Genomic DNA, 14,427 nt, shown 5'->3' with positions numbered 1-14,427 from the left:
CTTGCGGCTTCCTTGCGGGCGCAGGGACCGGCTCCTCATCGCGGGGCAGGGGCCGGCTCTTCCGTGCGGGGCAGGGACGAGTTCACCCGCTCTTGCGCAGCCTCGTCCGCTCCGTGCCGCTCAACTCGGCGAGCAGCACCTCCTGGATCAGCGCATCCCGGAACGTGAGCCGGAACGGCGGCCGCGGCACCCGCCGCAGCAGCCCGCAGCGTGCCGCCGCCTCGATGGCCGCCTCCGGGTCCGTGCCGGGCGACACCGCGTGCCGGACCAGTTCCAGGTCGAAGTCGGCGCCCAGTGCCGAGCAGCAGCGCAGCACCTCCAGCACCGGCTCGGGCAGCCCGGCGATCCGCCGCCCCAGCGCCTGCCGGACGCCCAACGGCACATCCACCAGTGCCGACTCCACCGCCGTACGGTGGTGCAGCAGCTCCGGGTCGCCGACGCCGGCCAGGAACTCGTGCAGGAAGTACGGGTTGCCGCGGCTGCGTCCGTGCAGGACCCGCAGCACGTCGTCGGGCACCCTGACCCCCGTCTGCAGGCTCACGAGATCCGCGGTCTCGGCCCTCGACAGCCCGGTCAGCCGGAGGCTGCGGGTGCGCGGGTCGCTGATGATGTCGGTGACCACGCCGCCCTTCATGAAGTCCGCCGCGACCCCGGTGTCCTCCGCGATCACGACGACGCCGAGCGGCTCGCCGTGCAGCCGGGTGCGCAGGAGCCCCAGCAGTTCCAACGAGCGCGCGTCGGCCTGGTCCAGGTCCTCCAGGACGACGACCAGCGGCGCCTCGGCGGCCAGCACCAGCAGCGTCTCGGACATGGCGTCCTGGATACGGAAGCGGGCCAGGATCGGCGGCTCCTCCGCGGTCAGGCAGCGCCGGCCGGCCTCGGGGTCGAGCATCAGCGGAGCGAGCAGGCTGCCGAAGCGGGCCTCCGCCCGGCGGAACGCCTCGGGCCGGGAGACCGCCAGCTGACGGAAGATCTGCGACCAGACCCAGTACGCAGGTATGCCCTCCCCGGAACTGCAGCAGCCCCACACCACCTCGTGCGGCGAGCCTTTGAGGTGCGCGGTGGCGTCCTCGACCAGTTCCGTCTTGCCCACGCCCATCTCGCCCAGCACGGCGTAGAGATGGCTGCTGCCGTTCAGCGCGTCCTGGATGTGGGCGCCGAGCAGGGCGCGCTCGCGTTCCCGCCCCACGAACTTGCCGCCGGCCGCGCGGGCGACGCCGGGGGCGGAGGCGCTGGGGGCGGAGGCGGTGGGGGCGGGCAAGCCGAGGGGAGCGGGTGCGGCCGCGTGCGGAGCGGGGTCCGCGGCGGTCGGGACGCCGTGCGATGCCGTGCGGAACCCGGCGACGGAGGTGCGGGGCGCCAGGGGCAGGGGCAGCGCCGCGGCCGGGGCCGGACCGGCGGGTACCGGGTGTGCCGCGGCCTCGGCCGGGCCCACCGGCGCGTTCGGCACGGGACCGCCCGGGAGGGCTTTCACTCCCATGACGGCGATGACGTCGGTGGCACCAACGGCCCCGGCGCCGGCCGGCGGCGCGTCCGCGAGGTTCCCGGTGCTGCCGAAACCCGTGGCACCGTCGGCGTTCCCGCCGGCGAACGTGACACTGCCGGCGTCGAAGCTGTGCACCGTGGCCACGGTGTCCGCCGCGCTCGGCCGTCCCGGTCCCACCGAGCCCCCGGTGGCGGCGAAGACCGTGGCCGCCGGGGGCCGCCCCGGGCCGGTGTTCGGCTCGGCCGGCCCCCTGCGGTACGCCCCGGCCCCGCCCGCCGTCGTGCTCACCGGCCGTGCCGGCGGCTCGGGCAGGATGAGGCGCTGGTGGAGGATGTTCGTGTGGACCCGCTGGAGTTCGCCGCCAGGGTCCACGCCCAGTTCCTCGGCGAGGTGGCGGCGGGTCTGTTCGTACAGGCGCAGGGCCTCCGCCTGGCGTCCCAGGTGGTACAGGCCGGTCATCAGGTGGCCGACCAGGCGTTCGTGGGTGGGGTTGTGCTGGACCTCGGGGTAGAGCACCCGGACCAGGTGGTCCGCGTCGCCGAGGGCCAGGCACGCGTCGGCCTGGGCCTCCAGGGCGGTCAGGCGCAGGTGTCCGAGGCGTTCGATCTCGTCGGTGATGGGGCCGTAGGAGACGAGTTCGAGGTACGGCTGGGCGCGCCAGAGGGAGAGCGCGTGCGTCAGGTCGGCGCGGGCGAGGTCGTAGCGGCGGTCGGCGACGGAGCGCCGGCCGCGTTCGAGGAGCCGCTCGAAGCGGTGCACGTCGACGAGTTCGGGATCGAGTTCGAGGACGTAGCCGGGGGCGCGGTGGTTGAGCCGGGCGTGACCGCCGCCTTGCTCCCGGGCCCGGGCGAGAGCGCGGCGCAGGTGGGAGACGTAGGTCTGGAGCGTGGCGAGGGGGTGACGGGGCGGGCGGGCGCCCCAGAGTTCGTCGATGAGCTGCCCGGCGGCGACGACGCTGCCCGAGCGCACGAGCAGCAGTCCGAGCAGTGCGCGGTGGCGCAGGGGGCCCAGGGGCAGCACCCGCCCGGCCTGCATCGCGGTGAGCGAGCCGAAGGCACGCAACTCCCAGGCGGCGGAGGCGGTTTCCTTCGTCTGGCCTGGTGCCCACCCGGCCCCTCTCGGCGCCAGTGTCGTCACGCTCGCCTGGTCCACGGTCTCGCGCTCGGAGGGTTCAGCCATGCCCATCCTTACTTCACGGGAGGTGGGGTGGATCGTGCGTCGCCCGGTCCGGGCAGTGCACATGTGCCGTGGTCCACTCGGGCTGTCGAGAACACGGCCGGATTCTTCCGGCCGGACCACAAGGTCCGGGTGGGCGGTGGAAGCCTGCCCTGCGCACCTTCTGCCGCGGTTCACCTCCTCGGGTGCGGCCGATCCGTTCTCACAGCTCGCACCGGTGTCCGTGCTGGTGCACGGCTTGCCGGAACCCCCGTCAGTGATGCTGGTGCGATCGTAGAGCACTTGTTTTGCGTCTGGTGCAGAACTTTGACTTTTTTGACCGAGATGGGGCGGGTTGACGCCTGACGGCACAAAGGTGTCGTTGGGTTCGAGGAAGCGTGCGCGTGCGTACGGCCGTGCGCCGGGGGCGCGTTCCGACGTGCCCGACATTCCGACGTGCCGACGTGCCCGACCTGCCGACCTGCCGACCTGCCGACGCAAGGGTCTCGCAAGGCACCGGCCAGCGTTCCGCAAGGTGCGCCGCCAGCGCCCGGCAAGGGGCGCGGGTCATGCTCCCCGCATCAACCCGGCAGGACCCGGAGCAGGGAACCGTCCCGTGGCCAGGAAGGCGCAGTCGTGCAGGAGATGCAGGTGACCGAGGAACTGGACGTGGGCTTCGTCCAGACCCCCCACGAGGTGCTGAAGCGGCTCCGCGAGGCCGGACCCGCCGTGAAGGTGATGCTGCCGAACGGTTCGCTGGTCTGGATCGTGACCCGTTACGACGAGGTGCGGCAGGCGCTGAGCGAGGCCCGGCTGAGCAAGGACTTCAAGGGCCTCAACGAGCTGATGACCAAGCACACCAAGGAGGGCCACGCGCCGAAGCAGTACGACGAGGCACTCGTCGGCCACATGCTGGCCAGCGACCCGCCGGACCACACCCGGATGCGCCGGCTGGTCAACAAGGCGTTCACGCCGCGCCGGGTCGAGGGCATGCGGCCGATGCTGGAAGCGCTGACCACCCACCTGCTCGACGAGATGGACCGGCAGGAGGAGATCGACCTGCTGGAGGCGTTCGCCTATCCGGTGCCGATGGAACTGCTCTGCACGCTGCTGGGCGTGCCGGAGGCCGAGCGGCTCGCCTTCGGCCGGTACGCGGCCACCGTTCTGTCCGACCTCGCGCCGGAGGGCTACGAGGCGGCCACCCAGGCGATGCGCGAGTACCTGGTGAAGCTGATCCAGGTCAAGCGCGAGAACCCCGGCGAGGACCTGCTGAGCGCGCTGATCACGGCCCGCGACGAGGACGACAAGCTCAGCGAGGGCGAACTGCTCGCCACGATCTACCTGATGTTCTCGGCCGGCACGGAAACGGCGGTCAACCTGATCGGCAACGGCGTGCTCGCCCTCCTCACCCACGCCGGTGAACTCGCCAGGCTGCGCGCCGACCGCGCGCTGCTGCCGCAGGCCGTGGAGGAGTTCCTGCGCTTCGACGGCCCGGTGAACCTCGCCACGTTCCGGTACACGATCGAGCCGGTGGTGCTCGGCGACGTCACGATCCCGGTCGGCGAGGTGGTCATGGTGTCGCTGATGGCCGCCAACCGCGACCCCGACCGCTTCGACCAGCCCGAACTCTTCGACATCACCCGGCCGATCGGCGGCCAGATGACCTTCGGCCACGGCATCCACTACTGCATGGGCGCTCCGCTGGCCCGCCTGGAGGCCGAGATCGCCATCGGCATGCTCCTCGACCGCTTCCCCGACCTGTCCCTCGCCTGCGACCCGAACGAGTTGCGGTGGCGGCTCAGCACGGTCACCCACGGCCTGGAGAAGCTGCCGGTCAGGCCGCACGGGGCGGGCTGAGGCCCCCTCACCCGCCGGGTCCTCCCCGGTGATTCCTCGTTCGGCGGCACGGCGGAAGGGACAACTGTCATGGGCGCGGTTCACGACGCGGACACGGGTGCCGGCACCCCCACGGGCCCGCGGGACAAGCCGATCGCGGTCGTCGGCATGGCGTGCCGGCTGCCGGGCGCCCCCGACCCGTCCGCCTTCTGGCAGTTGCTGCGCGAGGGGCGCGACGCGATCTCGGAGCCGCCGCCCGGCCGCGGTCCGGCGCACCGCGGCGGCTACCTGGACCGCGTCGACGGCTTCGACGCGGCCTTCTTCGGCGTCTCGCCCCGCGAGGCGCTGGCCATGGACCCCCAGCAGCGACTCACCCTGGAGCTGGGCTGGGAGGCGCTGGAGGACGCCGGTATCGCCCCCGACTCCCTCAGCGGTACGCCCGCGGGCGTGTACGTCGGCGCGATCGCCGACGACTACGCCGCCCTTCTGCGCCGCAGCGGCCCACAAGGCCTCACGCGGCACGTGTTCACCGGAGTCCAGCGAGGAGTGATCGCCAACCGGCTCTCCTACTCGCTGGGGTTGCGGGGGCCCAGCATGACGGTCGACTGCGGCCAGTCCTCGTCACTGGTCGCAGTCCACCTGGCCGCCGCGGCCCTGCGCAGCGGCGAGGCGGAGCTCGCCCTGGCGGGCGGCGTGCACCTGAACCTGGTGCCCGAGAGCACCACCGCCGTCGACCGCTTCGGCGCGCTCTCCCCGGACGGCCGCTGCCACACCTTCGACGCGCGCGCCAACGGCTTCGTGCGGGGCGAGGGCGGCGCCCTGGTCGTTCTCAAGCCGCTGTCCCGCGCCTTGGCCGACCGGGACCGCGTCTACTGCGTGCTCAGCGGCTCCGCCGTCAATCACGACGGCGGCGGCGAGGGCCTGACCGTACCGAACGCCGAGGCCCAGCGGGAGGTGGTGTCCGCCGCGCTCGCCGACGCGGGCGTGCGCGCGGCGGACGTGCAGTACGTCGAACTCCACGGCACCGGAACCCCGGTGGGCGACCCCGTCGAGGCCGCCGCGCTCGGTGCCGCGCTGGGTACGGCTCCCGGCCGGACGGCCCCCCTCGCGGTCGGCTCGGCCAAGACCAACGTCGGTCATCTCGAAGGCGCCGCCGGTGTGGTGGGCCTGCTGAAGGCCGCGCTGTCCCTGCATCACCGCGAGCTTCCGGCCAGCCTCAACTTCGAGACGCCGAATCCGGCCATCCCCTTCGAGCGTCTTCGGCTGCGGGTGCAGACGGACACGGGCTCCTGGCCCCGGCCCGACCAGGCGCTGGTGGCCGGGGTTTCGGCGTTCGGGGTGGGCGGTACGAACGCGCACCTGGTCCTGACGGAGGCTTCGCCGGTGGAGCCGGCGGCGCGGGCGACGGTGGCGGTGCCGGAGCCGGCGGGAGCGGTGCCGGAGCTGGCAGGAGCGGTGCCGCTGGTGGTGTCGGCGGCGAGCGCGGAGGCTCTGGCTGCCATGGGCGGGCGGCTCGCGGAGCGGCTGGAGTCAGACCCGGGGCTTCTGCTCCCCGATGTCGCCCACGCGCTGGCCACCACCCGCGCCACGCTGCCGCACCGGGCCGTCGTGATCGCCGACAACCGGAACACCGCCCTCACCGGCCTACGAGCCCTGGCCGAGCACCGGCCCACCCCCCACCTCATCACCGGCCACGCCACCCACACCACCAGCCCCGGACCCGTCTTCGTCTTCCCCGGACAAGGCTCCCAATGGCCCGGCATGGCCCACACCCTCTACGCCCACAACCCCACCTTCCGCGACTCCCTCAACACCACCGCCGCCGCCCTCGACCCCCTCACCGGCTGGTCCCTCATCAACACCCTCACCGGACCCGACCACGCATGGCTGGAACGCGTGGACATGGTCCAACCCGCACTCTTCGCCATGATGATCGCCCTCACCCACCTCTGGACCACCGCCGGCATCCAACCCGCCGCCGTCATCGGCCACTCCCAAGGCGAAATCGCCGCCGCCCACATCGCCGGCATCCTCACCCTCCACGACGCCGCCCACATCATCACCACCCGCTCCACCGCCATGCGCCACCTCTCCGGCCACGGCGGCATGGCCACCATCAACGCACCCGCCCACCACATCCAGCAATATCTCCACGGCCACAACGCCACCATCGCCGCCCACAACTCCCCCACCACCACCGTCATCACCGGCACCCCCCAAGCCCTCAACCACCTCACCACCCTCTTCCAAAACCACGGCTACCGCGTCCGCCGCATCAACGTCGACTACGCCTCCCACTCACCCCAAGTCGACCCCCACCAACACCACATCACCACCACCCTCGCCCACATCCAGCCCCAGCCCGCCACCATCCCCATGATCTCCACCGTCACCGGACAACCCATCCACGGACCCGAACTCGACCCCACCTACTGGTACACCAACCTCCGCCAACCCGTCCTCTTCCACCAAGCCCTCACCCACCTCACCACCACCGGCCACCACACCACCATCGAAACCAGCCCCCACCCCATCCTCACCCCCGCCATCCAAGAAACCACCCCCCACCTCACCACCCACCACACCCTCCGACGCCACCACGCCACCCCCACCGACCTCACCACCGCACTCGCCCACGCCCACACCACCGGAACCACCCCCACCTGGACCACCCAAATCCCCACCCCCACCACCCAGACAACCCTCCCCACCTACCCCTTCCAACACCAACGCTACTGGCTGCGATCAAGCGTGACCGTGGCGGCGACCGCTGCCCCGCCCGTGGTCCCGGACTCGGTGGAAACCGGCGACGGCTCGCCCCGGGACCGCTTCTCGGGCCTGTCCGGGGACGACCTGCTCGACGAGGTGCTGAGCCTCGTCCGCGTGCACGCGGCCGTCGCTCTCGGGCACGACTCGCCGGAGCCCATCGTGGCCGACCGTGCCTTCCAGGAGCTGGGGTTCGAGTCGCTGACGGCGGTCGCCCTGCGCCGGCGGCTGGTCGCGGAGACCGGTCTGGAACTGCCGGTGAGCGTGGTCTTCGACCACCCGACACCCACGCTGCTGGCGGAGCACCTCGCCGGCCTGCTCGCCGAGGACGAACCGGAGCCGGCGGGCGGGGACGGCTCGGAGCTGACCGACGCGACGGACGACGAACTGTTCGCGCTGATCGACGCCGACGGCGCGGACGGAGCCGAGGAGGCGAGATGAGCGACGAGACCACGCTGCGGGAGTATCTGCGCAAGGCCACCTCCGCGCTCCAGGAGCAGCGCCGGAAGGTGGAGGAACTCAGCGACCGGCTCGCCAAGGCGGAGCAGTCCCGGCGGCACGATCCGGTGGCGGTGGTCGGCATGGGCTGCCGCTGGCCCGGCGGCATCGACACCCCGGACGAACTGTGGCGTGCCCTGGTGGAGGAACGGGACTGCCTGTCGCCGTTCCCCACCGACCGGGGCTGGGACGTGGCCGACCTGTACGACCCGGAACCGGGCGTCTCGGGCCGGTGCAGCGTGCGGGAGGGCGGTTTCCTGCCGGGCGCGGCGTCGTTCGACGCGGAGTTCTTCGGCTACACCCCCGAGGAGGCCGCCGGGACCGACCCGCAGCAGCGGTTGCTCCTGGAGACGGCGTGGGAGGCCGTCGAGAGCGCCGGAATCGATCCGTCGACGCTGGCCGGGTCGGCCACCGGCGTCTTCGTGGGACTCACGCCGCAGGGGTACGCGGGGAGCGGCGGCGGGCGGGAGCGGCCGCAGGAGGGCACGGACCATCTGGCCGTCGGCACCCTGCCCAGTGCCGCGTCGGGGCGTATCGCCTACGTCCTGGGCCTGCACGGCCCGGCGCTCACCGTCGACACCGCCTGCTCCTCGTCCCTGTCCGCGCTGCACCTGGCCCGCCGCTCGCTGCTGTCGGGCGAGTGCGCGCTCGCGCTCGCGGCGGGCGTCACGGTGATGGCCGTACCCGATGTGTTCCTGGAGCACAGCAGGTTCAGCGCTCTCGCGCGGGACGGTCGTACGAAACCGTTCTCGGCGCGGGCCGACGGCGGCAACTGGGCCGAGGGGGTGGGCGTGCTGCTGCTGGAGCGGCTGTCGGACGCCGAGCGGCTCGGGCATCCCGTGCTGGCGCTGGTGCGCGGGTCGGCGGTGGGCCAGAACGGGATCAGCAACGGGCTGGCCGTGCCCAACGGCCCGGGGCAACGGCGGGTGATGATGAGCGCGTTGGCGGACGCCGGGCTGCCGGGCACGGACGTCGACTACGTCGAGGCGCACGGCACGGGCACCCCGCTGGGCGACGCGATGGAGGCGGAGGCGATGCTCGCCGTCTACGGCCGGGAGCGGCGGCCGGGGCGGCCGCTGCTGTTCGGCTCGATCAAGTCCAACCTGGGCCATCCGCAGTCGGCGGCCGGGATGGCGGGCGTGATGAAGGCGGTGCTCGCGCTCGGGCACGGCACCGTGCCCGCGACCTTGAACTGCGTACCGTCGCTGGAGACGGTGGAGCGGTCCGCCGGGGTGCTGCAACCCGTACCGACCGCCCTGCCGTGGCCGAGGACGGGCCGGCCCGAGCGGGCCGCCGTGACGGCGCTCGGCGCGGGAGGCACCAACGGGCACGTCGTCCTGGAGCGGCCCGCGCGTCCGCCGTGGGAGCGGCCCGCGCCCGCCCGGGTACGGCCGTTGCCGTGGCTGCTGTCCGCGAAGGACCCCGCCGCGCTGCGGGGGCAGGCGCACAAGCTCCTCGCCCACCTCGACGCGCACCCGGCGCGCTGGTCCGACGCGGACATCGCGTACTCCCTGGCCGTCACGCGGAGCGCGTTCGCGCACCGGGCGGCCCTGGTCGGCGCCGACCGGGGGCAGTACCTGGCGGGGCTTCGGGCGCTGGCCGACGGGGAGCCGTCGCCGTGGGTCAGGTCGGGACTCGCCCGCACCGGCCGGACCGCGCTGGTCTGCACCGGACCCGCCGCCACCGCGCTGCCGTCCCACGGCCGTCTCCCGTGGGAGTGGACCGCCTTCAGGGACGCCGTCGCCGATCTCGACGAGGCGCTGACCCCGTACGCGGGCGGACGTTCCCTGACGGAACTGCTCGACACGGCGGAGGCGCGGGCCACGGACGAGGACGCGTCGCTCGCCGGGTTCGCCGTGGTCGTGGCACACGCCTGCCTGTGGCGGGCCTGCGGGGTCCGGCCCACGACAGTGATCGGCGAGGGCCGGGCCGGGGGCTGGGCCGCCGCGCATCTGCGCGGCGACCGCACCCTGGAAGCGGCGCTCGCCGGGCTCACGGGCGGTGGCGAACCGCCGGTCGAGCCCTCCCCGGCGCGAACGGATCACGCCACGGGAACGGGCCGCGCGACGGGATCGGGTCCCGCGTCGATCGCGTTGCCAGTCGCGCCCGACGCCCAGTCGCCCTCCTTCGCCTGCCAGTTGGGCGCCGCGTTCGTCTCCGGTATCCGGCTGGACCGGGAGGCGGCCTTCGGCGGACCGGACGTGCGCCGTGTCCCGCTGCCGACCTACGCGTTCGCCGGAGCGCACCACTGGTGGCTCCCGCCGGCTGCCCCCGACCCCGAACAGAGGTGAACCACCATGTCGTTGACCGACGCCGTCCTGTCCGGGGCCTGCCCCGACGACCTGGAACGCGCCACACCGCCCTCGCACTTCACCGCCGCGCACCTGCGCGTGGAGGACGAGGGAACCTTCGGTGACACCGAGGACAAGGACGTCCGCCGTACGCTGCGCGTCGGCGAGGTGCCGATGCCCGAACTGGCCCCTGACGAGGTGCTGGTCGCCGTGATGGCCAGCTCCGTCAACTACAACACCGTGTGGTCCGCGAAGTTCGAGCCGGTGTCCACCTTCCGCTTCCTGCGCTCCTACGCCCGGCAGGGCGGCTGGGCGACCCGGCACGACCAGCCCTTCCACGTCCTCGGCTCCGACGCCGCCGGGGTCGTCGTGCGGATGGGCTCGGGCGTGCGGCGCCGGCGGATCGGCGACCACGTGCTGGTGAACGCGGCCCGGGTGGACGACCAGGAGCCGGCCAACCAGGCGGACGGCATGCTCGGCGAGCACCAGCTGGCCTGGGGGTACGAGACGAACTACGGCGGGCTCGCCCACTACGCGATCGCGCGCGCCAGCCAGCTCATCCCGAAGCCACCGCACCTGACATGGGAGGAGGCCGCGACGATCCCGGCGTGCGCGGGGACCGCGTACCGCATGCTGGTCAGCGATCGCGGGGCGCGGATGAAGCAGGGCGACGTGGTCCTGATCTGGGGCGCCTCCGGCGGGCTCGGCGCGTACGCGGTCCAGCTCGTCAGGAACGGCGGCGGCATCGCGGTGGGCGTGGTCGGTTCGGAGGAGAAGGCCGCCGCCGCCCGGAAACTGGGCTGCGACGTGGTCGTGAACCGGCGGGAGATCGGTGTCGGCGACGACGAAGGCGGTGACCCCGAGTTGACGCTCAAGGCGGGCAAGCGGCTCGGGCGGATCATCAGGGACGCGGTGGGCGCGGACCCCGACATCGTGTTCGAGCACGTGGGCCGGTCGACCTTCGGTATCTCGGTGTTCGTGGTCAAGCGCGGTGGCACGGTCGTCACCTGCGGGTCCAGCACCGGCTACGCGCACCAGTTCGACAACCGCTACCTGTGGATGCGGCTCAAGCGCGTCATCGGCAGCCATGTCGCCAACCTCCAGGAACAGGTCGAGTGCGCCCGCCTGTTCACGCTCGGCGGGGTCGTACCGGCGCTGTCTTCCGTGTTCCCGCTCGACGAGATCGGCGAGGCGACCCGGCTGGTGCAGCTGAACCGGCACATCGGCAAGGTCGGCGTGCTCTGCCTCGCCCCCTCGCCCGGCCTCGGCGTCACCGCGCCCGAACTGCGGGCCCGGATCGGCGCGGAGGCGCTGAACCCGCTGCGGGAGTTCGCCGCCCACCCGTCGACTGCGATTGACTGACTCCCCGTCACCATCGCGCTACCGAGAGGAAGTTTCCATGACCGACTCCGCATCGACCGCCCCCGTCCCCGAGGCCGTCGGCAAGCTGTACGACCGGCTCACGCTCACCGCGCTCGACGACGGCACGTTCAACCCCAACATCCACATCGGCTTCTGGGACACCCCGGACTCCGAGGCCACCTTGGAGGAGGCGGTCGACCGGCTCACCGACGTGCTGACCGAGCGGCTGGCGGTCGACGACTCCTCCAGCGTCCTCGACGTGGGCTGCGGGGTCGGCGGCCCGGGACTGCGGGTGGCGCGGCGGACGGGGGCCCGGGTCACCGGGATCAGCATCAGCCAGGAGCAGGTGAAGACGGCCAACCGGCTGGCCGAGGAGGCCGGGCTCGCCGACCGGGCCGTGTTCACGCACGGCGACGCCATGAAACTCCCCTTCGCGGACGGCTCGTTCGACGCCGTGATGGCCCTGGAGTCGATCATCCACATGCCCGACCGGCAGCAGGTGCTCACCGAGGCGGCCCGGGTGCTGCGGCCGGGCGGGCGGCTGGTGCTGACCGACATCTTCGAGCGGGCGCCGCGCAAGGAGGTGCCGCACCCGTCGATCCAGAAGTTCTGCCGCAACTTCATGGTGACCCTCGCCGACGCCGACGACTACGTCGCCCTGCTGCACCGTTCGGGCCTGCGGCTGCGCGGGCTGCTGGACATCACCGAGCACACCCAGCAGCGCACCTTCCAGGAACTGTCCCGGCCGGCCGCCGGCGGGGAGCGCCCCGAGGCGCTGGGCCAGACCAACCTGCCGGATCTGTTCCAGCCGTCCGACATGCTGGGCGTGGACGAGTTCGGCTGCCTGCTGGTGGCTGCGGTGCGCCCCTGAGGCGACCGCCCCGCGGCCCGGCCGCTCGCCCGGCCGCTCGCCCGGCCTCCGTGCGGGGACCGGGCGAGAGGCGCGGGCGGGTCGGGGGTGCTACGGGTAGGTGCGGCCCGCGAAGCGCCGGGCGAAGCCGTCGCCGACGTCGGCCGTCACGGTGTAGTCGTACTGGCCGTCGGAGGCCGGTGCGAGGGTGAGCGTCTTGGAGCCGCCGGCCGGGACGGAGGAGGACGTGGCGCCGCTTCCGGAGTAGCCGTTGGCGCCGACGGTGAACCGCACGGCGACGGTGCCGCCGTTGGTCAAGGTCAGCACCAGGGAGCGCGGCGATGCCGGGGCTATCGACAGCGCCGCCTCCGGGTGGCCCTTGGTGGTGTCGCTCCAGGTCCGCACGTCGCCCTGGAAGCCGCGCAGGTAGCCGTCGGGGCCGTGCAGGTCGAAGTCGTACGGCCCGCCGCCGTAGGTCTGGGCGCTGAAGTAGTCCGAGATGTTCCCGCCCGCGGGCAGCGTGTACTGCCAGCTGCCGTAGGTGCGGTGGTTGACGGCGTAGGCGGAGAACGCGGCGCCCAGCGAGCCCGTGCCGACCGTCTTGAACCAGATCCGCCCGGTCGAGGTGTCCGTCCACGACGTGGTGTCGAAGAAGTAGTCGATCCGGCGGGCCGGCCGGGTGCCCTGTTCCTGGACGGGTGCCACCGGCGTGGCCGGCGGCGCGGCGTCGGGCAGCGAGTTCTCCGCGTCGCAGGCGGCGACGAGCGCCTTGGTGTCCGGGAGCGACGGGAAGGAGGTGTTGGCCGTGGTGAAGTCGAAGGCCGACATCAGGTCGCCGCAGACCAGCCGGCGCCACGCGGAGATGTTCGTCTCCTTCACGCCCGTCCAGTTCTCCAGGAAGCGCAGCGGCGATGTGTGGTCGGCGACCTGGGAGTTGACGTATCCGCCGCGGCTCCAGGGCGAGATGACGATCATCGGCACCCGCGGGCCGAGGCCGATCGGCGCGCCGCCGACGAACTCGTCGGCCGTCCCCGACGGCGGCACCGGCGGCGCCACGTGGTCGAAGAAGCCGTCGTTCTCGTCGAAGTTGAGGAAGACCACCGTCTTCGCCCACACCGCCGGGTTCGCGGCGAGCGTCTGGAGGACGTACTGCGAGGTGTAGTCGGCGCCGTAGGCCGGCGGATAGTCGGGGTGCTCCGACTGGCTGGCCGGGGCGACGATCCAGCTCACCGAGGGCAGCGTGCCGGCGGCGACGTCCGCGGCGAAGGCGCCGGCGGTACGGCGCTGCATGCCGTTGACGTACAGCGGGGACGTGGTGGCCGCCTGCTGGAAGCTCTTGAACCACGCGAGCGGGTTGTCGTCGTAGTTGTCCTGCTGCTGGTAGACCCGCCAGGAGATGCCGGCCGCCTGGAGCCGCTCGGCGTAGGTCGTCCAGCTGTAGCCCTTCTCGGAGTTGTCGGTGACCGGGCCGCCCTTGGTCCCGGCCGGGTCGATGGTGGCGGACCACTGGTAGAGCCGGTTGGGGTTGGTCGGGCCCTGCACCGAGCAGAAGTACTGGTCGCAGACGGTGAACGCCTCCGCGAGCGCGTACTGGAACGGGATGTCGGCGCGCTGGTAGTACCCCATGGAGTACGCGCTCTTGGCCGGGACCCAGTTGTTGTACAGGCCGTTGTTCCACGCGCTGTGGGTGCCGGACCAGCCGTGGTCGAGGTCGACCACCCGCTGCGCGTCGGTCGTCGAGGTGTCCAGGTGCCAGGGCAGCACCAGGTTGCCGCCGGAGGGGCCCGAGCTGGTCTGGTGGAGGACGTCGGAGTTGTTCGGGAAGCGCAGGCGCGAGCGGTCGGCGTATCCGCGCACGCCCTTGAGCGTGCCGAAGTAGTGGTCGAAGGACCGGTTCTCCTGCATGAAGATCACCACGTGCTCGACGTCGTCGAGCGTGCCGGCGGTCGGCGACGCGGCCATCGCCTGCTGCATACCGGCAGGCAGCGCGGCGGCGAGGGATGTGCCGGCAGCTGCGCCGAGGAACGTACGGCGGGTCAGAGGCGTCACAGCTTCTCCTCAGTCGTGTGGGGGCCGTAGGAGCGTGTCGAGGCCCGGTGACGGCGCCTCGAAGGGATACCTGCCCGGGAGTGAACAAGTCGTCAAGTTTGGACCAGACCCGTTATCCTTTTGTGATTCGCGTC

General features: G+C 72.6%; 7 protein-coding genes. 5 read left to right on the top strand and 2 right to left on the bottom strand.

Annotated elements, in window-relative coordinates; all coding sequences use genetic code 11:
- Window positions 1-82 precede the first annotated feature (82 nt).
- Window positions 83-2,665: a BTAD domain-containing putative transcriptional regulator gene (locus ACIPAE_RS27090; RefSeq protein WP_402448562.1), complete on the bottom strand. Its 2,583-nt coding sequence runs from the start codon at window positions 2,663-2,665 to the stop codon at window positions 83-85.
- Window positions 2,666-3,286: 621 nt separating this feature from the next.
- Between ACIPAE_RS27090 and ACIPAE_RS27085 the strand changes: the two genes are divergently transcribed.
- The 5 genes from ACIPAE_RS27085 (at window position 3,287) to ACIPAE_RS27065 (ending at window position 12,265) form a co-directional block, all read left to right on the top strand.
- Complete coding sequence (locus tag ACIPAE_RS27085) at window positions 3,287-4,498, top strand: cytochrome P450 (RefSeq protein WP_402448764.1); 1,212 nt, start codon at window positions 3,287-3,289, stop codon at window positions 4,496-4,498.
- Window positions 4,499-4,567: 69 nt separating this feature from the next.
- Complete coding sequence (locus ACIPAE_RS27080; protein ID WP_402448560.1) at window positions 4,568-7,684, top strand: type I polyketide synthase; 3,117 nt, start codon at window positions 4,568-4,570, stop codon at window positions 7,682-7,684.
- Window positions 7,681-10,032, top strand: a complete 2,352-nt coding sequence (locus tag ACIPAE_RS27075) for a type I polyketide synthase (RefSeq protein ID WP_402448557.1) — start codon at window positions 7,681-7,683, stop codon at window positions 10,030-10,032. The genes ACIPAE_RS27080 and ACIPAE_RS27075 overlap by 4 nt, the downstream gene beginning before the upstream one ends.
- Window positions 10,033-10,038: 6 nt before the next feature.
- A complete protein-coding gene (gene ccrA / locus ACIPAE_RS27070; RefSeq protein WP_402448556.1) occupies window positions 10,039-11,394 on the top strand; it encodes a crotonyl-CoA carboxylase/reductase in 1,356 nt (451 codons plus the stop codon).
- A gap of 37 nt (window positions 11,395-11,431) precedes the next feature.
- Window positions 11,432-12,265: a methyltransferase domain-containing protein gene (locus tag ACIPAE_RS27065; protein ID WP_329363882.1), complete on the top strand. Its 834-nt coding sequence runs from the start codon at window positions 11,432-11,434 to the stop codon at window positions 12,263-12,265.
- Window positions 12,266-12,355: 90 nt separating this feature from the next.
- Here the strand turns inward: ACIPAE_RS27065 and ACIPAE_RS27060 are convergent, their stop codons facing one another.
- A complete protein-coding gene (locus ACIPAE_RS27060; protein WP_402448555.1) occupies window positions 12,356-14,293 on the bottom strand; it encodes a phosphocholine-specific phospholipase C in 1,938 nt (645 codons plus the stop codon).
- Window positions 14,294-14,427: the final 134 nt, after the last annotated feature.

This window comes from Streptomyces sp. NPDC087270 (assembly GCF_044744625.1).
Lineage (GTDB): Bacteria > Actinomycetota > Actinomycetes > Streptomycetales > Streptomycetaceae > Actinacidiphila.
This window is presented reverse-complemented; position numbering and strand designations above follow the sequence as displayed.

Excerpts from the sequence above, each read along its gene's own strand:
- ACIPAE_RS27090 (WP_402448562.1), bottom strand. The coding sequence starts at position 2,665 with ATGGCTGAACCCTCCGAGCGCGAGACCGTGGACCAGGCGAGCGTGACG.
- ACIPAE_RS27085 (WP_402448764.1), top strand. The coding sequence starts at position 3,287 with ATGCAGGTGACCGAGGAACTGGACGTGGGCTTCGTCCAGACCCCCCAC.
- ACIPAE_RS27075 (WP_402448557.1), top strand. The coding sequence starts at position 7,681 with ATGAGCGACGAGACCACGCTGCGGGAGTATCTGCGCAAGGCCACCTCC.
- ccrA (WP_402448556.1), top strand. The coding sequence starts at position 10,039 with ATGTCGTTGACCGACGCCGTCCTGTCCGGGGCCTGCCCCGACGACCTG.
- ACIPAE_RS27065 (WP_329363882.1), top strand. The coding sequence starts at position 11,432 with ATGACCGACTCCGCATCGACCGCCCCCGTCCCCGAGGCCGTCGGCAAG.
- ACIPAE_RS27080 (WP_402448560.1), top strand. The coding sequence starts at position 4,568 with ATGGGCGCGGTTCACGACGCGGACACGGGTGCCGGCACCCCCACGGGC.